16 protein-coding genes are annotated in these 20,506 nt (G+C 62.5%); 9 read left to right on the top strand and 7 right to left on the bottom strand.

The genetic code is table 11. From position 1 onward, the window contains the following. Positions 1-202: 202 nt before the first annotated feature. From F8N66_RS15815 to leuC, 6 genes are all read right to left on the bottom strand, one after another. Positions 203-1,213, bottom strand: coding sequence for an aspartate-semialdehyde dehydrogenase (locus F8N66_RS15815; RefSeq protein ID WP_150771076.1), 1,011 nt, complete (start codon positions 1,211-1,213; stop codon positions 203-205). Positions 1,214-1,467: 254 nt separating this feature from the next. Then, positions 1,468-2,580 (bottom strand): aspartate-semialdehyde dehydrogenase, encoded by a 1,113-nt coding sequence (gene asd / locus F8N66_RS15810; RefSeq protein ID WP_150771075.1) that lies wholly within the window; start codon positions 2,578-2,580, stop codon positions 1,468-1,470. A gap of 68 nt (positions 2,581-2,648) precedes the next feature. Beyond that, positions 2,649-3,731: a 3-isopropylmalate dehydrogenase gene (gene leuB / locus F8N66_RS15805; protein WP_095193305.1), complete on the bottom strand. Its 1,083-nt coding sequence runs from the start codon at positions 3,729-3,731 to the stop codon at positions 2,649-2,651. Positions 3,732-3,782: 51 nt separating this feature from the next. Beyond that, positions 3,783-4,550, bottom strand: coding sequence for a class I SAM-dependent methyltransferase (locus tag F8N66_RS15800; RefSeq protein ID WP_150771074.1), 768 nt, complete (start codon positions 4,548-4,550; stop codon positions 3,783-3,785). Positions 4,551-4,708: 158 nt separating this feature from the next. Further along, entirely contained in the window at positions 4,709-5,353 is a 645-nt protein-coding gene (gene leuD, locus F8N66_RS15795; RefSeq protein ID WP_150771073.1) for a 3-isopropylmalate dehydratase small subunit, read from the bottom strand. A gap of 11 nt (positions 5,354-5,364) precedes the next feature. Then, entirely contained in the window at positions 5,365-6,783 is a 1,419-nt protein-coding gene (gene leuC, locus F8N66_RS15790; protein WP_150771072.1) for a 3-isopropylmalate dehydratase large subunit, read from the bottom strand. Positions 6,784-7,090: 307 nt separating this feature from the next. Between leuC and F8N66_RS15785 the strand changes: the two genes are divergently transcribed. The 9 genes from F8N66_RS15785 (at position 7,091) to F8N66_RS15745 (ending at position 19,853) form a co-directional block, all read left to right on the top strand. Next, positions 7,091-7,981 carry a LysR family transcriptional regulator gene (locus tag F8N66_RS15785; protein WP_150771071.1) on the top strand — a complete coding sequence of 297 codons (891 nt, stop codon included), beginning with the start codon at positions 7,091-7,093 and terminating at the stop codon, positions 7,979-7,981. 66 nt (positions 7,982-8,047) lie between these two features. After that, positions 8,048-11,326 carry a PAS domain S-box protein gene (locus F8N66_RS15780; protein ID WP_150771070.1) on the top strand — a complete coding sequence of 1,093 codons (3,279 nt, stop codon included), beginning with the start codon at positions 8,048-8,050 and terminating at the stop codon, positions 11,324-11,326. A gap of 379 nt (positions 11,327-11,705) precedes the next feature. Further along, on the top strand, positions 11,706-13,982 hold the full coding sequence (locus tag F8N66_RS15775; RefSeq protein WP_150771069.1) for a nitric-oxide reductase large subunit: 2,277 nt from the start codon (positions 11,706-11,708) through the stop codon (positions 13,980-13,982). Positions 13,983-14,112: 130 nt separating this feature from the next. Continuing rightward, positions 14,113-14,736 carry a CDP-alcohol phosphatidyltransferase family protein gene (locus F8N66_RS15770; protein WP_150771068.1) on the top strand — a complete coding sequence of 208 codons (624 nt, stop codon included), beginning with the start codon at positions 14,113-14,115 and terminating at the stop codon, positions 14,734-14,736. Between the two features lie 10 nt (positions 14,737-14,746). Further along, entirely contained in the window at positions 14,747-16,501 is a 1,755-nt protein-coding gene (locus F8N66_RS15765) for a bifunctional alpha/beta hydrolase/class I SAM-dependent methyltransferase (protein WP_150771067.1), read from the top strand. Further along, complete coding sequence (locus F8N66_RS15760) at positions 16,501-17,844, top strand: phosphatase PAP2/dual specificity phosphatase family protein (RefSeq protein WP_150771066.1); 1,344 nt, start codon at positions 16,501-16,503, stop codon at positions 17,842-17,844. Before F8N66_RS15765 ends, F8N66_RS15760 begins: the two co-directional genes overlap by 1 nt. Then, positions 17,834-18,289, top strand: a complete 456-nt coding sequence (locus F8N66_RS15755) for a hypothetical protein (protein WP_150771065.1) — start codon at positions 17,834-17,836, stop codon at positions 18,287-18,289. Before F8N66_RS15760 ends, F8N66_RS15755 begins: the two co-directional genes overlap by 11 nt. A 9-nt stretch (positions 18,290-18,298) precedes the next feature. After that, entirely contained in the window at positions 18,299-18,919 is a 621-nt protein-coding gene (locus F8N66_RS15750; protein ID WP_150771064.1) for a lysophospholipid acyltransferase family protein, read from the top strand. Position 18,920: 1 nt separating this feature from the next. Then, on the top strand, positions 18,921-19,853 hold the full coding sequence (locus F8N66_RS15745; RefSeq protein ID WP_150771063.1) for a phosphatidate cytidylyltransferase: 933 nt from the start codon (positions 18,921-18,923) through the stop codon (positions 19,851-19,853). A 91-nt stretch (positions 19,854-19,944) separates the two neighbouring features. Here F8N66_RS15745 and F8N66_RS15740 read toward each other — a convergent pair whose 3' ends face one another. Then, positions 19,945-20,391: an Hsp20 family protein gene (locus F8N66_RS15740; RefSeq protein WP_150771062.1), complete on the bottom strand. Its 447-nt coding sequence runs from the start codon at positions 20,389-20,391 to the stop codon at positions 19,945-19,947. Positions 20,392-20,506 lie beyond the last annotated feature (115 nt).

Below are 20,506 nucleotides of genomic sequence, written 5' to 3'. Positions count from 1 at the left end.
ATCCTTAGTTTGAACATTCCTCGGCCAGCGAGAAGGTATTGATTGCCGCTGCCGTAAGGCATGGCGCGCGGCGACGAAGGGTCGTCGCGCGCGATCGTTTCGTGCATGCCCCGGAAAGCCCCGCAGGGTGGCTTGCCATCAGCATTCCGGCCCAGCATGACGCTCGCCCGGAACCATTCGCAAATTTGTCGCCAAGTATCTTTTACAGCAGGTCTTTTATCAACAATTCAGCCAGCTGCACAGCATTGAGCGCCGAGCCCTTGCGTACGTTATCTGACGTCAGCCACATATTTAGTTCCGACAGGTCGTCGACACCCCGACGAACCCGACCCACGTAGACCACATCCTGGCCTACCGCATCGCCGACCGCTGTCGGGTAATCACCGGCTTCCACCAGCTCGATGCCGGGGGCATCTTCCAGCGCCGCGTTGACTTTCGCCAGGTCGATCTCGCTGGCTGACTGCAAGGTCACGCTATAGCTATCGCCAAAAAACACCGGGGCTTGAATGCAAGTGACAGAAATCTTCAAGGAAGGCAGCGCCATGACCTGGCGCAGCTCACGCACCAGGCGTTTTTCCAGCAGCGTATGACCCTGCTCGTCCGGCTTGCCGACCTGGGCCAGCAGGTTGAAGGCCATCTGCCGGTCGAAGAACTTCGGCTCCAGGGGACGTACATTGAGCAGTTCGGCGGTCTGCCGCGCCAGTTCAGTCACCGCTTCGCGGCCCTGGGCCGACACTGCCAGACTTGCGGTCAGGTTGATGCGTTGCAGGTCGAGCAAGCCCAGCAAGGGCGCCAGCACCACCGCCAACGTGGTGGCCGAGGGGCTCGGGCTGCTGATTTGAAACGGCTTTTTCAGGCCGCCCACTACCTGGGCATTGGCCTCAGGCACCACCTGCGGCGCCTCGTCAGCCGGCAAAGCGCCGGACAGGTCGATGATCGAGCAGCCCGCCGCCGTGGCACGCGCGGCGAAACTCAGGGTCACCGCCGGGCCTGCCGCAAAAAACACAAGCTGTACTTTGCTGAAGTCGAACTCATCGACTTCCCGCACCCGCACGTTCTTGCCGCGAAACGGCACCGAACTGCCGGCGGATTCGCTGCTGGCCAACAGATGGAGAGTACCGACCGGGAAGTCGCGCTCTTCGAGAATCTGCACAAGTGTTTCGCCAACAGTACCGGTGGCGCCGATCACGGCAATATCAAGGGACTGGGTCATGGTTTTACCTCTGGCGAAACGGGGGGAGCGGCACTTTACCGGGTGAGGGGCATGCAGGCAATTCGACAGGATCCGCGGTGCCTGTTCCGGCCTCTTCGCGAGCAAGCCCGCTCCCACATGGATTGCACTGATACCTGTGGGAGCGGGCTTGCTCGCGAAGAGGCCGGCCTGGGCAACCAATAAACTTCAGACTGTCAGGAATAAAAAAACCCGCACCTCTTTCAAGGCACGGGTTCTTTGTTTACATCAATCGATCAACGCTCAAGCAGGATCCGCAGCATGCGACGCAGCGGTTCCGCCGCGCCCCACAGCAGCTGGTCGCCGACGGTGAACGCGCCGACGAACTGCGAACCCATGTTCAGTTTGCGCAGGCGGCCGACCGGCACGTTCAGGGTACCGGTGACTTTCGTCGGGCTCAGTTCCTGCATGCTGATCTCGCGGTTGTTCGGCACCAGCTTGACCCATGGGTTGTGCTGGCTGATCAGCCCTTCGATATCGGCGATCGGCACATCCTTGTTCAGCTTGATGGTCAACGCCTGGCTGTGGCAGCGCATGGCGCCGACGCGCACGCAGATGCCATCCACTGGGATCGGGCTCTTGAAACGGCCGAGGATCTTGTTGGTCTCGGCCTGGGCCTTCCACTCTTCGCGGCTCTGGCCGTTCGGCAGTTCCTTGTCGATCCACGGGATCAGGCTGCCGGCCAGCGGTACGCCGAAGTGTTCGGTCGGGTAGGCGTCGCTGCGCATGGCTTCGGCCACGCGACGGTCGATGTCGAGGATCGCACTGGCCGGGTCGGCCAGTTGGTCGGCGACGGCGCCGTGGGTCACGCCCATTTGCTTGATCAGTTCACGCATGTGCTGCGCGCCGCCACCGGAGGCCGCCTGATACGTCATGGCGCTCATCCACTCCACCAGGCCGGCTTCGAACAGGCCGCCCAGGCCCATCAGCATCAGGCTGACGGTGCAGTTGCCGCCGATGTAGTTCTTGGTGCCCGCGTCCAGCTGCTGGTCGATGACCTTACGGTTGACCGGGTCCAGCACGATGACCGCGTCATCCTGCATGCGCAGGCTGGAAGCGGCGTCGATCCAGTAACCCTGCCAGCCGGCTTCGCGCAGCTTCGGGAAGACTTCGCTGGTGTAGTCGCCACCCTGGCAGGTCAGAATCACGTCGAGGGTTTTCAGCTCTTCAATGCTGTAAGCGTCCTTGAGCGGAGCAATATCCTTGCCCACGGACGGGCCTTGGCCACCGACATTGGAAGTGGTGAAAAACACCGGCTCGATAAGATCGAAATCCTGCTCTTCCAGCATCCGCTGCATGAGCACGGAACCGACCATACCGCGCCAACCGATCAGACCTACACGTTTCATCGCAACTACACCTTCTTGAAATGTGGACCGCTGCGTCCGGGGGTGAAAGTGGCAGCGGGCCCGAGAGATTACAGATTCCGCAGCGCGGCGACTACTGCGTCACCCATTTGCTGCGTACCGACTTTAGTGCAACCGGTCGACCAGATGTCGCCCGTGCGCAAGCCCTGATCCAGCACCAGGCTGACGGCTTTCTCGATGGCATCGGCCGCGGCCTGCTGGTTGAAGCTGTAACGCAGCATCATCGACACCGACAGAATGGTCGCCAGCGGGTTGGCAATGCCCTGGCCGGCGATATCCGGTGCAGAACCGTGGCACGGCTCGTACATGCCTTTGTTATTGGTGTCCAGGGACGCCGACGGCAGCATGCCGATGGAACCGGTGAGCATCGACGCCTGGTCGGACAGGATGTCGCCAAACATGTTGTCGGTGACGATCACGTCGAACTGCTTCGGCGCGCGCACCAGTTGCATGGCGGCGTTGTCGACGTACATGTGGCTCAGTTCGACTTCAGGGTAATCCTTGGCCACTTGCTCGACCACTTCGCGCCACAGCTGGCTGGACGCCAGTACGTTGGCCTTGTCCACCGAGCACAGCTTCTTGTTGCGCACCATGGCCATGTCGAAACCGACACGGGCGATGCGACGGATTTCGCTTTCGCTGTACGGCAGGGTGTCGTAGGACTGACGCTCGCCGTTTTCCAGGGTACGGGTGCCGCGTGGCGCGCCGAAGTAAATACCGCCGGTCAGCTCGCGAACGATCAGGATGTCCAGGCCGGAAACGATTTCTGGCTTCAGGCTCGATGCTTCGGCCAGTTGCGGGTACAGGATCGCCGGACGCAGGTTGCCGAACAGGCCCAGTTGCGCACGGATTTTCAGCAGGCCGCGCTCTGGACGGATGTCACGCTCGATGGTGTCCCATTTCGGGCCGCCAACAGCGCCCAGCAGCACGGCGTCGGCCGCGCGGGCGCGCTCCAGGGTTTCATCGGCCAGCGGCACGCCGTGCTTGTCGATGGCGGCGCCACCGATCACGTCGTGGCTCAGCTCGAAGCCCAGGGCGAACTTGTCGTTGGCCAGTTCCAGCACCTTGACCGCTTCGGCCATGATTTCCGGGCCAATACCGTCACCAGGGAGAATCAGAATCTGCTTGCTCATGCTTTCCTCATGTCATCAGTCGGTGCGCTCGCGGCGCGCCCGGAAAAATTCTTATCGTTCGGCCATCAGTACAAGTACATCGGTACTGAACGAACCATCGGCCTCAATCTCAAAATATTCGCGTACTTCGTTGCCCATCGCCTGCTGCAGCTCGCGGATCGCCGCGCGCATCACCTGTGGCGTGCGCATGCGCTCGACCCAGGAGTTGTACTCCAGGCGCAACCGCTGACGGGTGGTACTGCGGGTATGCAACCCCGCTTCGCTGACCTGGCGCAACCATTCCCCGGCGGAATAATCGCGCACGTGGCTGGTGTCCCGCAGCACTTCGACGCTTTGCAGGTAAGTGTCGAACAACGGGCTGCCCGGTGACAACACATCAATGAAAGCGGCTACGCCACCGGGCTTCAGCACCCGGCGAACTTCGCGCAGGGCCAGGCCGAGGTCGCTCCAATGGTGCGCTGAATAACGGCTGAAGACGAAATCGAACTCGCCATCGGCGAACGGCAGGCGTTCGGCGGCGCCGTTGACGGTGGTGACATTACTCAGGCCACGATCGACGGCTGCGGCGGCGACCACGTCGAGCATTTGTTGCGACAGGTCGTAGGCCACCACGTCCTTGACCAGCGACGCCACCTGAAAACTCACGTGACCGGCGCCACACCCCAGGTCCAGCACCCGGGCCTCGCCCTGCCCCGCCAGCTCGGCTTGTAGCAGCGCGAATTCGGTGCCTTGAGCGTGGACAGCGCTGCTCAGGTAGGCCGCGGCCTGTTCACCGAATTGCTTCTGGACGACCTGACTGTGCCGGGCGGTGCTGGTCATGAGGGACTTCCTTTTTGGGGTTTGGTCTTGCGGTGTCTGTGCTGCCGTCTTCGCGAGCAAGCCCGCTCCCACAGGGGTTTTGTAAGCGCCGTACAGCCAATGTGGGAGCGGGCTTGCTCGCGAAGGGGCCGGCCCTGCCTACATCGATGCCGGATCAATCACGCGTCGCGAAACAACCACGGCTGGCTCGCCCGGTGTTTGGCTTCGAACGCCGCGATCGCATCGCCGTCCTGCAAGGTCAGGCCGATATCGTCCAGGCCATTGAGCAGGCAGTGCTTGCGGAACGCATCGATTTCAAAGCTCAAGACTTTGCCGTCCGGACGGGTCACGGTCTGAGCTTGCAGATCGATCTGCAACTGATAGCCCGGATCGGCCTCGACCTGCTGGAACAGCTCATCGACTTCGGCATCGCTCAGGATGATCGGCAGCAAGCCGTTCTTGAAGCTGTTGTTGAAGAAGATGTCGGCGTAGCTCGGCGCGATGATGCTGCGGAACCCGTACTCTTCCAATGCCCATGGCGCGTGCTCGCGGCTGGAGCCGCAACCGAAGTTCTCCCGGGCCAGCAGCACGCTGGCGCCCTGGTAACGCTCGGCGTTGAGCACGAAATCCTTGTTCAGCGGGCGCTTGGAGTTGTCCTGGTACGGCTGCCCGACATCCAGGTAGCGCCACTCGTCGAACAGGTTCGGACCGAAACCGGTGCGCTTGATCGACTTCAAGAACTGCTTCGGGATGATCTGGTCGGTGTCGACGTTGGCACGATCCAGAGGCGCGACAAGTCCAGTGTGCTGGGTAAAAGCTTTCATGCTGCGCTCCTTTAGATCAATTCACGGACGTCGACGAAACGACCGTTCACCGCGGCGGCCGCGGCCATGGCCGGGCTGACCAGGTGGGTACGACCACCGGCGCCCTGACGGCCTTCGAAGTTACGGTTCGAGGTGGACGCGCAATGCTCGCCCGACTCCAGACGGTCCGGGTTCATCGCCAGGCACATCGAGCAGCCTGGCTCGCGCCATTCAAAACCGGCTTCGAGGAAAATCTTGTCCAGGCCTTCCGATTCGGCCTGCGCCTTCACCAGGCCCGAGCCCGGCACCACGATGGCCTGCTTGATGGTCGAGGCCACTTTGCGGCCCTTGGCGATCACCGCCGCCGCACGCAGGTCTTCGATCCGCGAGTTGGTGCAGGAACCGATGAACACGCGGTCCAGCTGAATGTCGGTAATCGCCTGATTGGCGGTCAACCCCATGTACTTCAAGGCGCGCTCGATGGAGCCACGCTTGACCAGGTCCATTTCCTTGGCCGGATCCGGTACGTTCTGGTCAACCGCCAGCACCATCTCGGGCGAAGTGCCCCAGCTGACTTGCGGCTTGATCTGGGTGGCGTCGAGCTCGACGAGGGTGTCGAACTTCGCGTCGGCGTCGGACACCAGGTCTTTCCAGGCTTCGACGGCCAGATCCCATTCCGCGCCTTTCGGCGCGAATGGACGGCCCTTCACGTAGGCCACAGTTTTTTCGTCAGCCGCCACCAGGCCTACGCGAGCGCCGGCCTCGATGGACATGTTGCAGATGGTCATGCGGCCTTCGACGGACAGGTCGCGAATCGCGCTGCCAGCGAATTCGATGGCGTGGCCGTTACCGCCGGCGGTGCCGATCTTGCCGATCACGGCGAGCACGATGTCCTTGGCGGTCACGCCGAACGGCAGTTTGCCTTCGACCGACACCAACATATTCTTCATTTTCTTGGCGACCAGGCACTGGGTGGCGAGCACGTGCTCGACCTCGGAAGTGCCGATACCGTGGGCCAGGGCACCGAACGCGCCGTGGGTCGAGGTATGGGAGTCGCCGCAGACCACGGTCATGCCCGGCAAGGTCGCGCCCTGCTCCGGGCCGATGACGTGAACGATGCCTTGGCGCACGTCATTCATCTTGAATTCGGTGATGCCGTATTCATCACAGTTATCGTCGAGGGTCTGGACCTGCAAACGCGAGACCTGGTCGGCGATGGCTTCGATGCCGCCCTTGCGCTCCGGGGTGGTCGGTACGTTGTGGTCCGGGGTCGCGATATTGGCATCGATGCGCCATGGCTTGCGCCCGGCCAGGCGCAGACCTTCAAAGGCCTGCGGCGACGTCACTTCGTGGATGATGTGACGATCGATGTAGATCAGCGCAGAGCCATCGTCGCGCTGCTTGACCAAATGCGAATCCCAGAGCTTGTCGTAGAGCGTTTTGCCGGCCATCAGACGGTTTCCTCATCAGCTTTTCTATGCCAGAGAGGTCTGTGTAGCGTGTTTGGTAGCTCAACTTCGGCGCCTGAAGCCCACATCCTGCGTTGCTGCTCCTCCCCATAGCAAGCTATGACTCGTCGCAGCGCCTTGGCTATGGACTTCCGGCATCCGAATTTGAACTACCAAACACGCCACACAAACCTCTTGGGCCTTGAGAACTTCAATAACCCTTTGGCTTGTGAGGCTGATCCTATGGGGTTACATTAAATAACTCAAATTCATATTTTTTATGCTTTGGATAACCAACTGGAATACTTCCATGGACCTGGCCAATCTCAATGCCTTTATTGCCATCGCCGAGACCGGAAGCTTCTCCGGCGCCGGCGAGCGACTGCATCTGACCCAACCCGCCATCAGCAAACGCATCGCCGGGCTGGAGCAACAACTTAAAGTAAGATTGTTCGATCGGCTGGGCCGTGAAGTCGGCCTGACCGAGGCGGGCCGCGCCCTGCTGCCGCGTGCCTACCAGATATTGAACGTCCTTGATGATACGCGCCGCGCCCTGACCAACCTCACTGGCGAGGTGACCGGTCGTCTGACCCTGGCCACCAGTCACCACATCGGCCTGCACCGCTTGCCGCCTTTATTAAGGGAGTTCACCCGGCGCTACCCCGACGTCGCGCTGGACATCCAGTTTCTCGACTCGGAAGTGGCCTACGAGGAAATCCTCCACGGCCGCGCGGAACTGGCGGTCATTACTCTGGCGCCCGAGCCCCACGCGCTGGTCAAGGCCACGCCAGTGTGGGATGACCCGCTGGACTTCGTGGTCGCCCCGGAGCATTCACTGATCAACAACGGCAAGGTCAGCCTGGCGGACATCGCCCGGCATCCGGCGGTGTTTCCCGGCGGCAACACCTTCACCCACCATATCGTCCAGCGCCTGTTCGAGGCCCAGGGCCTGACGCCGAACATCGCCATGAGCACCAATTACCTGGAAACCATCAAGATGATGGTGTCCATTGGCCTGGCCTGGAGTGTCTTGCCGCGCACCATGCTGGATGAACAAGTTGCGCGAATACCTCTGCCGGGCATACAACTGTCCCGCCAGCTAGGCTATATCCTGCACACGGAACGGACGCTGTCGAATGCAGCACGGGCTTTCATGGCCTTGCTGGATGCCCAGATCGATCTGCCAGGGACTCAAGGCTAACTTGTGCTACTCCTATAGAGCCGCGAAACCCTGCGCCAAACGCTTAACTCAGTCTAAGGCTTGCCAATGCCGAAATCTGTTGACCGTATTCCGCCAATGCCGCGCATCCAGGCACTTGACCCCAAACGTTCAGAGCAGAGCTGGGAGAGTGCCCCGCAATTGCTGGCCGCCCTCAACGGCGCGCGCCTGGGCGCCTGGTATTGGGATATCGAGCGCGGGCAAATCAGTTGGTCGCGGGGTACGCAGGCGCTGTTCGGCTTCGATCCACGGCAACCGCTGCCGGCCGACCTGGAATACCTCGACTTGCTGCCCCCGGAAGACCGGGCGAAAACCGTTCGTGCCTTCCACGCGGTGATCGCCGGCGCGCCGCTGGAACACGCCATGCACCACCGCATCCGCTGGCCCGATGGCAGCCTGCATTGGCTGGAAATCAGTGGCAGCCTGCTGCCGGACAAGCACGGTCGACCCCGGATGATCGGCGTGATCCGCGAAATCACCCACCAGCGCCAGCGCGAACAGGCCTTGAGCAGCTCGGAAAAGCGCTTCGCCACGCTGTTTCACCTGTGCCCGAACATGGTCCTGCTGACCCGTCAGGATGACGGCCTGATCACCGAGGCCAACCAGTATTTCGAAAGCCTGTTCGGCTGGCCGGTGCAGGACGCGATCGGTCGCACCACCCTGGAACTGGACCTGTGGGTACACCCCGAACAACGGGCCGAACTGGTCAAGGCCACCAAGGCCAAAGGCGAATTGACCAGCATGGAGGTGCAATTTCGCGCCAGCAACGGGCAGATCCACGACGGCATTCTCAGTGCGCAAAAGGTTGAACTCGAAGGCCAGCCCTACCTGCTGAGCACCTTCCTCGACACCACCGAGCGCAAAGCCGCCGAGCACGCGCTCAAGGACAGTCAGGAACGCCTCGACCTGGCGCTGGATTCGGCGCAACTGGGCACCTGGGACTGGCACATTCCCAGCGGCATGCTCTACGGCTCGGCCCGCGCGGCCCAGTTGCACGGCATGGAGGCCAAACCGTTCCATGAATCCTTCGATGAGTTTTTCGAAGGCGTGCCCGATGAAGAACGCAACTCCATGCGCGATGCCTACCGCAGCCTGCGCGAAGGGCCGGCGGGCAACTATCAGCTGACTTACCGCGTGCAATTGCCGGACGGCAGCTCGCGCTACCTGGAGAGCCGTGCCCGGCTTTATCGCGATGATAACGGCCTGCCCCTGCGCATGGCCGGCACCCTCCTCGACATCACCGAACAGGTCGAGCGCGAACAGCGGCTGGTGGCTTCCGAGGAAAAATTCGCCACCTTGTTCCAGGTCAGCCCGGACCCGATCTGCGTGACCGACCAGAACACCGGGCAGTTCATCGAGATCAACTCCAGCTTCACCCAGACCTTCGGCTGGACCGCCGCCGACGTGATCGGGCGCAGCGCCGACGAAATCGGCCTGTGGGACGCCTCGGCGAAAAGCCTGCAACGCATCGAACAGGTGATCCGCGAACAATCGCTGAACAACGTGGCGATCCTGGTCGAACACAAGGACGGGCAATTGCTGACCTGCGTGATTTCCAGCCGGCAGATCAGCGTCGGCGACCAGCCGTGCATCGTCACCACCTTGCGCGACATCACCCAGCAGCAACGCTCGGAAGCCGCCCTCAAGGCCAGCGAAGAGAAGTTCGCCAAGGCGTTCCACTCCAGCCCCGACGCCATCACCATCACCGAACGGGACACCGGGCGCTACCTGGAGGTCAACGACGGCTTCTGCCGCCTCACGGGTTACCGGGCCGATGAAGTGATCGGCCGCACGGTGTACCAGGTCGGAATCTGGGCCGAAGAGAAGCAACGCTCGGCGTTGCTGGCTGAACTGCAGATCAAGGGCCGGGTGCACCACCGGGAAATGCTCGGGCGCAACAAGCGCGGCGAGTTGCTGACCGTCGAGGTCTCGGTGGAACCGATTACCCTCAATGAAACCGCCTGCCTGCTACTGACCGCGCGGGACGTCAGCCTGCTGAAAAACGCCGAGGCACAGATCCGCCACCTGGCCTACCACGACCCGCTGACCAACCTGCCCAACCGCGCCCTGCTGATGGACCGCCTGAGCCAGCAGATTGCCCTGCTCAAGCGCCATAACCTGCGCGGCGCGCTGATGTTTCTCGACCTCGACCACTTCAAGCACATCAACGATTCGCTCGGCCACCCGGTGGGCGATACGGTGCTGAAAATCATCACCGCGCGCCTGGAAGCCAGCGTGCGCATGGAAGACACGGTGGCGCGCCTGGGCGGTGACGAATTCGTGGTGCTGCTCAGCGGCCTCGAAGGGTCGCGCAACGATGTCAGCCTGCAGGTCAGCGAGTTGGCCGACACGTTGCGCGAACTGCTGTCCGAGCCCATGTTCCTCGACGGCCAGCGCCTGCAAGTGACACCCAGTATCGGCATTGCGCTGATTCCCGATCACGGCTCCACGCCGACCGACCTGCTCAAGCGCGCCGACATCGCGCTGTATCGGGCCAAGGACTCGGGGCGCAACACCGCGCAGATGTACCACAACACCATGCAAAAGGCCGCGAGCGAGCGCCTGCGCATGGAGACCGATCTGCGCCTGGCGCTTTCCCGCGGCGAATTTCGCGTGCACTACCAGCCGCAACTCGATGCCCGGGATAACCGCATCGTCGGCGCCGAAGCGCTGGTGCGCTGGAATCACCCGGAACTGGGCGCGCAATCGCCCGCCGAGTTCATCAAGGTGCTGGAGGACAGTGGGTTGATCCTGGAGGTCGGCACCTGGATCGTCGACGAAGCCTGCAAGGCTTTCCGGCAACTGATTGCCAACGGCCTGGTGGACCCGCACGATTTCAGCCTGTGCGTGAACATCAGCCCGCGGCAATTCCGCCAGAACGATTTCGTCGAACACATCGAAGGCAGCCTCGCCCGCTACGGCCTGCCCTGCACCATGCTGAAACTGGAGATCACCGAAGGCATCGTCATCCAGAACCTGGAAGACACCATCAACAAAATGCGGCGCCTGAAGAAGCTCGGCGTGAGCTTCGCCATGGATGACTTCGGCACCGGGTACTCCTCACTGACCTACCTCAAGCGCCTGCCGGTCGACACCCTGAAAATCGACCAGTCGTTCATTCGCGACGCCACCACCGACCCCAACGACGCCGAGATCATCCGCGCCATCGTCGCCATGGCCCGCAGCCTGGAATTGAAGGTGATTGCCGAAGGCGTGGAGACGCCGGAGCAACTGGAGTTCCTGCAAGGGCTGGGCTGCCACTTCTATCAAGGGTATCTGCACAGCGCGCCATTGCCGGTGGAGGAGTTTCAGAAGCTGCTGCGCTAACAACTCTTGCAGGACCAGATTCCCCCCGGCAGGAGCTGCCGCAGGCTGCGATCTTTTGATCCCGAAATCAAAATCAAAAGATCGCAGCCTGCGGCAGCTCCTGCGAATGCCCTCTCTCTTCATACCTGTGTATGAATCGTTTAAACCCATACATGAAAGCGCTGACCCTGTGTACAAGTGACGCCATCCCGGCCGCACCGTAAATTGGATCCCATGCATTCGGACGGCGGCAACACTTCCCTCCCCGCCCATGAATGATCGCGGCAACCGATCATTCGCCCGTGCAACGCCCCGGCCACTCTTCCCGATCACAGGGCCGGGTTTTCTGCGCCCGCATACCCGTTATGCGGGCGCTTTTTTTTTGACATTGAGGTGATCCATGGGTGAATACCGCAAATTATGGTGGTCGCTGATCGGCGTCCTCGGCGTGACCTTTTGCCTGCTGGGCTGGTTCGGTCGCGAGATCTACCGACAGGCGCCGCCGATTCCCGAACAAGTGCAAAGCGTCGACGGCAAAACCCTGTTCCGCTCCACCGACATCCTCGACGGCCAGACCGCATGGCAGGGCATTGGCGGCATGCAGCTGGGCTCGATCTGGGGCCATGGCGCCTACCAGGCACCGGACTGGACCGCCGACTGGCTGCACCGCGAGCTGCTCGCCTGGCTGGAACTGGCCGCGCAGCAAAACTACGCCAAGGCGTATTCGGACATCGATGACGATCAGCAGGCCCTGTTGCGCCATCAACTCAAGCGCGAATACCGTGGCAACCGCCTGGTCAACGGCACGCTGGTGCTCAGCGAACGTCGCGTCCAGGCCATCGCGCAAACCGCCGCGTATTACCACGCGCTGTTCGGCGACGATGCATCGCTGCATGGCAGCCGCGAAAGCTTTGCGATGAAAGAAAACACCCTGCCCGATGCCGCCCGGCGCCAGCAGATGACCTACTTTTTCTTCTGGACCGCCTGGGCCGCCGCCACCGAACGCGACGGTCAGGCCGCGACCTTTACCAACAACTGGCCCCACGAACCCTTGATCGACAACCAGCCGACCGCCGAGAACATGGTCTGGTCGATTGTCAGCATTGTCGTGTTGCTGGCCGGTATCGGTTTCCTGGTCTGGGGCTGGGCATTCCTGCGCAACCACGAAGAAGGCGAGCCCAGGGTTCCCGGCCAGGACCCGCTGAGCCTGATCAAACTCACGCCGTCGCAAAAGGCCTTGGGCAAATACTTGCTGCTGGTCGGTGCGTTGTTCGGCTTCCAGGTATTGATGGGCGGCGTGACCGCGCACTACACCGTCGAGGGCCAGGATTTCTACGGCCTGCCGCTGTCGAAATGGTTCCCCTACTCGCTGACCCGGACCTGGCATTTGCAGAGCGCGATGTTCTGGATCGCCACCGGGTTCCTCGCGGCCGGGTTGTTCCTGGCGCCGTTCATCAACGGCGGCAAGGACCCGAAATGGCAGAAGCTCGGCGTTGACATCCTGTTCTGGGCGCTGGTGCTGGTGGTCGTCGGCTCCTACGCCGGCAACTTCCTCGCCATCGCCCAGCTGATGCCGCAGCAATGGAGCTTCTGGCTCGGTCACCAGGGCTACGAATACGTCGACCTGGGCCGCTTGTGGCAAATCGCCAAGTTCGCCGGGATCGTGTTCTGGCTGGTGCTGATGTTGCGCGCGATGGTCCCTGCCCTGCGCCAGCCCGGCGATAAAAACCTGCTGGCGTTGCTGGCTTGCTCGGTGATTGCCATCGGCCTGTTCTACGGCGCCGGCCTGTTTTATGGCGAGCGTACCAACCTGTCGGTCATGGAATACTGGCGCTGGTGGGTGGTGCATCTGTGGGTCGAGGGCTTCTTCGAAGTGTTCGCCACCACCGCCCTGGCGTTCATCTTCACCAGCATGGGACTGGTCTCCAAGCGCCTGGCCACTACCGCGACCCTGGGGTCGGCCTCGCTGTTCATGCTCGGCGGCGTACCCGGCACCTTCCACCACATCTACTTTGCCGGCACCACCACGCCAGTGATGGCCGTGGGCGCCACCTTCAGCGCCCTGGAAGTAGTGCCCCTGATCCTGCTGGGCTACGAAGCCTGGGAAAACTGGCGCCTCAAGGAGCGCGCGCCGTGGATGGCGCGGATTCGCTGGCCGTTGCAGTTCTTCATCGCGACCGCGTTCTGGAACATGCTCGGCGCCGGGGTGTTCGGCTTCCTGATCAACCCGCCGATCTCGCTGTATTACATCCAGGGCCTGAACACCACGCCACTGCATGCGCACGCGGCGTTGTTCGGGGTGTACGGCTCGCTGGCGCTGGGCTTCTGCCTGTTGATCCTGCGCTACCTGCGGCCGAACCTGCAGTTCAACGATCGCCTGATGAACACCGGTTTCTGGTGGCTCAACGGCGGCCTGATGCTGATGATCGTCACCAGCCTGTTGCCCATCGGCATCCTGCAGTTCTACGCCAGCGCCAGCCAGGGCTTGTGGTACGCCCGCAGCGAAGCGTTCATGCAGCAGGACCTGCTGCAAACCCTGCGCTGGGTCCGCACCTTCGGCGACATCGTGTTCCTGGTGGGCGCGTTTGCGGTGATCTGGCAGATTACCGGAGGCTTGCTGTTCTCGTCCCGGCATCCACGTGCTGTCAGTACGACGGAGTTCACCGGCCAGCGTTGAAGCCTGCGCATGAACACCTGACGCCCGATGCCTTGCATCGGGCGTTTTGCATTTTCAGGGGTGCCGCAAGAAGCCATCTACACTGACAAACGCCAACCCTCCCTCTCCCACTGGCCGAGATCCCATCGACGTGCCCAGCATCTACCAGATCAAACCTGCGTTTCAAAACCTCCTGCGGCCACTGGTTCGACGACTGTTCAGCAACGGCACCACCGCCAACCAGATCACCCTGATTGCCGGCGTCGGCTCGGTGGTGGTGGGCCTGTTCATCGCCAGCCTGGCGCAACATCCCTGGGTGTTTGCGCTGGTTCCGGCCTGGATGATCGCGCGCATGGCGCTGAACGCCATCGACGGCATGCTCGCCCGGGAATTCAACCAGCAGTCGCGCCTGGGGGCCTATCTCAATGAGCTCTGCGACATTGTCGCGGACTGCGCCCTGATTCTTCCTTTTGCCCTGTTGCCGGGCGTCAGCCTGTGGCTGGTGCTGCTGGTAACCCTGCTCGCCCTGTTCAGCGAATACACCGGCGTGCTGGGGCCGATGGTGGGCGCTTCGCGACGCTATGACGGGCCGATGGGCAAAAGTGACCGGGCCTTCGTGCTGGGGGTGGTGGCCGCCGCCATCGCGCCGGGCTGGCTCGGTGCGCCGTGGATCAACGGCGTGTTCGCGATACTCGCGGCGCTGTTGATCTGCACGCTGGTCAACCGGGTTCGACAGGGCCTCAAGGAAGTACAACCCGACAGCCCTTCAGCATAAGGAAATGGCAATGCGCGAAGCTCTGCACCAGACCTTCACCACCCACGACGGCGTGGAACTGTTCTACCGACACTGGCCCGCGACCCCTGCCCCGGGCGAACCGCGCAAAGCCGTCGTGTTGTTTCACCGTGGCCATGAACATTCAGGGCGCATCGCCCACCTGGTGGACGAGCTGGACCTGCCCGGCTTCGACTTCTTCGCCTGGGATGCCCGGGGCCACGGCCTCTCTCCGGGCGCCCGTGGCGACAGCCCCGGTTTTGCCACCAGCGTGCGGGACGTGCAGACCTTCTGCGAGCACCTGGGCACGACCTACCTGATCGAAGAAGAAAACCTCGCCGTGATTGCCCAGAGTGTCGGCGCCGTTATCGTGGCCACCTGGGCTCACGATTACGCCCCCCGTATTCGCTCGCTGGTTCTGGCATCACCCGCGTTCAAGGTCAAGCTCTACGTGCCGTTCGCCCGCCAGGGCCTGGCGTTGATGCGGCGGTTTCGTGGCAATTTTTTCGTCAACAGCTACGTGAAGGCGCGCTTTCTCAGTCATGACCCGCAACGCGTCGCCAGCTATGACAACGACCCGCTGATCACCAAGGCCATTTCGGTGAATGTCCTGCTCGGTCTTTATGAAGCCGCCGAACGCGTGGTGGCCGATGCCCAGGCCATCCAGATACCCACGCAGCTGCTGATCTCCGGTGCCGACTTCGTGGTGCATCGCCAACCCCAGGAACAGTTCTTCGAGCGCCTGGGCAGCCCGCGCAAGGAAAAACATGTCCTGCCAGGATTCTTCCACGACACCCTGGGCGAAAGGGATCGCGCACCAGCCATCGCCAGTGCGCGGCGTTTCATTCTGGAGAACTTCGAGCAAGCCCCCGAGCGCCCCTCTTTGCTCAACGCCGACCGCCTCGGCCTGACCTGCGCCGAATCCGAGCGACTGGCGACACCGTTGCCGCGCAACTCCCTGGCCGGCCTGTACTGGCGCATGACCCGCGCCAGCATGCGCCTGGGCAGCCGGCTGTCGTCCGGGATCAAGCTGGGGTTCGACACCGGCTTCGACTCCGGAAGCACACTGGACTATGTCTACCGCAACACCCCCACCGGCACCTCGGGCGTCGGCCGCCTGATCGATCGCAATTACCTGGACTCCATCGGCTGGCGCGGCATCCGCCAGCGCAAGCTTCATGTCGAGGAGCTATTGCGCCTGACCATGGCGCAACTGCGTGAGCAGGGCCGCGAGGTGCGCATCGTCGATATCGCGGCCGGGCACGGGCGCTACATTCTTGAAGCCTTGCAGGGCGTCGATCCGCTGCCCGAGTCGATCCTGTTGCGCGACTACAGCGACATCAATGTGCGTGACGGCAGCGCGCTGATCCGCGAAAAAGGCCTGGAGACCATCGCCCGATTCGTCAAGGGCGATGCCTTCGATCGCGACGACCTCGCCGCACTCGATCCCCAACCGACCCTGGCGGTGGTGTCCGGCCTCTACGAGTTGTTCGCCGACAACCGCATGGTCGGTGCCTCCCTGGCCGGACTGGCCGACGCCGTGGAACCGGGCGGTTATCTGATCTACACCGGCCAGCCCTGGCACCCGCAACTGGAACTGATCGCCCGCGCCCTGACCAGCCACCGCGAAGGCCAGGCCTGGGTCATGCGCCGCCGCACCCAGCTGGAAATGGATCAACTGGTGGAAGCGGCGGGGTTTCGCAAGGTCGACATGCGCGTCGATGAATGGGGCATCTTCAGCGTGTCTGTCGCGCAACGGGTGTCGTGATGCGTCACGACGCACTGACGGTACGCGAACCCGGCTTGCTCAAGCCGGCGGTGCTCTGGCTATTGCTCCTGGCGCCGTTGTTTTTCGGCACCTACGGCTTCGCCACCTGGGTCACCACGCAGCGTGGCGACGTCGGCAGCCTGGTGTTCGCCTGGGAAACCCATATGCCGTTCTGGGCCTGGAGCATCGTGCCGTACTGGTCCATCGACCTGCTCTACGGCCTGTCATTGTTGCTGCCGAACAGTCGCCAGGCACTCAAGCGTCATGCCCTGCGCCTGCTGACCGCGCAATTGATCGCCGTCAGTTGCTTCCTGATCTGGCCATTGCGCTTCACCTTCGCCCGCCCCGAACTCGATGGCGTGTTCGGCTGGCTGTTCGATGTCCTTGCAGGCTTCGACAAGCCCTTCAATCAGGCGCCGTCGTTGCACATTGCCTTGCTGGTGGTGTTGTGGACCTGCTATCAACGGCACTTGCACGGCGTCTGGCGTGCGCTGATGCATGGCTGGTTCGCACTGATCGGGATGTCGGTGCTGACCACGTACCAGCACCACTTCATCGACCTGCCCACCGGCGCCCTGCTGGGCTGGCTGTGCGTCTGGCTGTGGCCACTGGAAGGCGCCTGCCCGCTGCGCCAAGCCCGCCTGGCGACACAGGGAAAACGCTGGTGGCTGGCGCTGTGTTACCTGTCGGGCGCAGCCGTTTTCACGGTCCTGGCCTTCAGTTTCAAAGGGGCCTGGCTGTGGCTGATGTGGCCGGCGCTGGCCTTGCTGCTCGTAGCACTCAACTACGCATGGCTGGGCGCGGGCGGTTTTCAGAAACAAGCCAATGGGCGCCTGTCCACCGCCGCACGCTGGCTGTTTGCGCCTTACCTGGCGGCCGCCTGGCTTAACTCACGCTGGTGGACCCGCCACAGCCCGCAGCCCGATCAGGTCATCGATAACGTCTGGCTGGGGCGCCTACCGACCCGAACGCAGCTCAAGCGCAGCCCTTTCACCGCGGTCCTGGACCTGTGTGCCGAGCTGTCGCTGAACCCCGACGGCGTTGCCTATCGCTCGTTGCCGGTGCTGGACCTGACAGCGCCCACGCCTCTGCAATGCCAGGAAGCGGCCAGGGCCATCGAGACCCTGCGCCAGCATGGCCCGCTGTTGGTCTGCTGTGCCCTGGGTTTCTCACGCAGCGCCACCGCAGTCGCCGCGTGGTTGCTGTATAGCGGGCGGGCCGCCAGTGTCGATGAAGCGATTGTGCTGATTAAGCGTGCGCGACCCGGGATCATCCTGCGCCCCCTTCAGCGACAGGCGCTGGAGCAGTCGCTGACCGACAGGGAGAGCCGCCGTGTCCATTGAAATGCAGCTGCAGGTGACCGCCAGCCTGTTGCGCCGTGGCGAGTCGCTGGATCGACTGTCCACCGGGCTCACCCTGCTCGGGGCCTTGCTCGGCCTGGGTGCGTACGTCATGCCGAGCCCAGGGTTCTGGGGCCCGGGCTGCGCCTGCGCCCTGCTGGTGCTTGGCCTGTGGCAAAAATACTGGGCACTGCGGGTCGCGTTCGATGCCGACCTGTTCCAGCACCTGGCGGCGAGCGCGCCCGACCTCGCCGGGCAGACCGCGTCCCTGGATGCGGCGCTGGCGGCGCTGAACCTGCAACCCGCCGAGCGTGGCGGCCGCCCCTGGAGCGAACGCATCGCCGGCGCCCTCGGACTGTTACGTCGCCAGGCTCTGCTGGTGGCTGTCCAGGCCCTGCTGGCCCTGGCTTTCATCCTCGCCAGCCCCTGGCTGACACTTGCCGGATAAGGAGGTTTCATGCTCGAACCCGTGGTTGCCACCCTCATCACCTCTGCCGCCCGCCTCCTCACCGGCGCGCGCAGCCTGTGGCTCGGTTGTGCGCCGGAACCGGTCCAGCGTATCTACTTCGCCAACCACAGCAGCCATGGCGATTTCGTCCTGCTGTGGGCCTCGCTGCCGCCGACCCTGCGCCCCCTCACCCGGCCCGTGGCCGGTTCGGACTACTGGCTGAAAAGCACGCTGCGGCGCTACATCATCAATCGGGTGTTCAATGGCGTGCTGGTGGACCGTGAGCGCAAGGAACCCGCCGACAATCCCTTGCAGCCGATGCTCGATGCCCTGGAAAACGGCGATTCGCTGATCATCTTCCCCGAAGGCACGCGCAACCCCGAGGAGGGCCTGCTGCCGTTCAAAAGCGGGCTGTATCACCTGGCAAGACAGTATCCCCAGGCGCAATTGATTCCCGTGTGGATCGCCAACCTCAACCGCGTGATGCCCAAGGGCCGGGTCTTGCCGCTGCCGCTGCTATGCACCATCAGTTTTGGCGCGGCGCTGACCCTGGACGAAGACGAAAGCAAGACGCACTTTCTGGAACGCAGTCGCGACGCGCTGCTGAGCCTGGCCGAGGAGCATGCCTGACATGGATAGACAAACCTTGCTGTTGTTCGCCGGGATCGGCGCGTTTCTGCTGCTGGCCTCGGCGATTGGTTTCATCCTCAAGCGCCGCAGCCACGGTAGCCCCAACCCGGTGATCGACAACCTCAACGCACGGATCAACGCCTGGTGGGTGATGGTGCTGGTGATTGGCGTGGCCTTCTGGCTCGGCACCACTGCGGTGATCCTGCTGTTCTACTTCGTATCCTTCTATGCCCTGCGCGAATTCATGACGCTGACGCCGACCCGCCGCAGCGACTATCCGGCCCTGGTCGCGGCCTTTTACCTGGCATTGCCGCTGCAATATTTGCTGATTTACTACGACTGGTACGGGCTGTTTTCGATCTTCATTCCGGTCTACGTGTTTTTGCTGCTGCCGATCCTCGCCTCCCTGGGCGGCGACAGCACGCACTTTCTCGAACGCGCCTCGAAGGTCCAGTGGGGCCTGATGATCGCGGTGTTCTGCGTGTCCCACGTGCCCGCCCTGCTGACCCTGGACATCGCCGGCTACGAAGGGCGAAACCTGCTGTTGATCGCCTACCTGGTGATCGTGGTGCAGATGTCGGATGTGTTGCAGTACGTCTGCGGCAAATTGTTCGGCAAACGCAAGATTGCCCCCAACCTGTCGCCGTCCAAGACCGTGGAAGGTTTTGTCGGCGGCATCCTGCTCGCCTCGCTGATTGGCTGCGCCTTGTGGTGGATCACGCCGTTCACCGCCTGGCAGTCGCTGCTCATCGCGCTGCTGATCAACCTCCTGGGCTTCGCCGGCGGGATTGTGATGTCGGCGATCAAGCGCGACCGTGGCGTCAAGGACTGGGGGCACATGATCGAAGGCCATGGCGGCATGCTCGACCGATTGGACTCGGTGTGCTTTGCGGCACCGATCTTCTTTCACCTGGTGCGCTACGGCTGGACGTGAATGCCTTGACCCGCAGGTACTGTTGAAAAAAAGCCAGGCAAAAAAAGACCCCGACAGGTCGGGGTCTTTTTGTTTCAGTCGGCGCTACGAATCAATGCTGAAGCGCCGGTTTTTGCGCGCCGTTGATCGGGATGCGCTTGGCTTTCGCCTCCTCCGGGATGACCCGCAGCAGGTCGATGCTCAACAGACCGTTGCTCAGGCCGGCGGCCTTGATTTCGATGTGGTCCGCCAGGCGGAAGGACAGTTTGAAGGCTCGCTGGGCGATGCCTTGATGCAGGAAGGTCACGCCTTCGCTGGCATCACGTTTGCCGCCACTGATGGTCAGCACGCCCTTCTCCACTTGCAGCTCCAGGTCTTCTTCCTGGAAACCGGCCGCCGCCACGACGATGCGATATTGATCGTCACCGTGTTTTTCGACGTTATAGGGTGGGTAGGTGCTGCCAGGTTCGTTGCGCAGGGCAGTTTCGAACAGGTCGTTGAAACGGTCGAAGCCCACCGAGGAACGGAACAGTGGCGCCAGGGAAAATGCGGTAGTCATGGTTCAAATCTCCTGAAAACAATCAGCAAGGTTTTTTGTCTCCGCGACCCGAATTCGGCATCGCGTAACCCTTAGATAGGGACCGCTGATTGCATTTCAAGAGATTATTTGCAGT

Source organism: Pseudomonas fluorescens (genome assembly GCF_902498195.1).
GTDB classification, from domain to species: Bacteria; Pseudomonadota; Gammaproteobacteria; order Pseudomonadales; family Pseudomonadaceae; genus Aquipseudomonas; species Aquipseudomonas fluorescens_BU.
This window is presented reverse-complemented; position numbering and strand designations above follow the sequence as displayed.

Bases quoted from the DNA above. Each gene is read 5' to 3' on its own strand.
- F8N66_RS15815 (WP_150771076.1), bottom strand. From the start codon at position 1,213: ATGACCCAGTCCCTTGATATTGCCGTGATCGGCGCCACCGGTACTGTT.
- F8N66_RS15800 (WP_150771074.1), bottom strand. From the start codon at position 4,550: ATGACCAGCACCGCCCGGCACAGTCAGGTCGTCCAGAAGCAATTCGGT.
- F8N66_RS15780 (WP_150771070.1), top strand. From the start codon at position 8,048: ATGCCGAAATCTGTTGACCGTATTCCGCCAATGCCGCGCATCCAGGCA.
- F8N66_RS15785 (WP_150771071.1), top strand. From the start codon at position 7,091: ATGGACCTGGCCAATCTCAATGCCTTTATTGCCATCGCCGAGACCGGA.
- leuC (WP_150771072.1), bottom strand. From the start codon at position 6,783: ATGGCCGGCAAAACGCTCTACGACAAGCTCTGGGATTCGCATTTGGTC.
- F8N66_RS15760 (WP_150771066.1), top strand. From the start codon at position 16,501: ATGCGTCACGACGCACTGACGGTACGCGAACCCGGCTTGCTCAAGCCG.
- leuB (WP_095193305.1), bottom strand. From the start codon at position 3,731: ATGAGCAAGCAGATTCTGATTCTCCCTGGTGACGGTATTGGCCCGGAA.
- F8N66_RS15765 (WP_150771067.1), top strand. From the start codon at position 14,747: ATGCGCGAAGCTCTGCACCAGACCTTCACCACCCACGACGGCGTGGAA.
- F8N66_RS15745 (WP_150771063.1), top strand. From the start codon at position 18,921: ATGGATAGACAAACCTTGCTGTTGTTCGCCGGGATCGGCGCGTTTCTG.
- leuD (WP_150771073.1), bottom strand. From the start codon at position 5,353: ATGAAAGCTTTTACCCAGCACACTGGACTTGTCGCGCCTCTGGATCGT.
- asd (WP_150771075.1), bottom strand. From the start codon at position 2,580: ATGAAACGTGTAGGTCTGATCGGTTGGCGCGGTATGGTCGGTTCCGTG.
- F8N66_RS15750 (WP_150771064.1), top strand. From the start codon at position 18,299: ATGCTCGAACCCGTGGTTGCCACCCTCATCACCTCTGCCGCCCGCCTC.
- F8N66_RS15740 (WP_150771062.1), bottom strand. From the start codon at position 20,391: ATGACTACCGCATTTTCCCTGGCGCCACTGTTCCGTTCCTCGGTGGGC.
- F8N66_RS15775 (WP_150771069.1), top strand. From the start codon at position 11,706: ATGGGTGAATACCGCAAATTATGGTGGTCGCTGATCGGCGTCCTCGGC.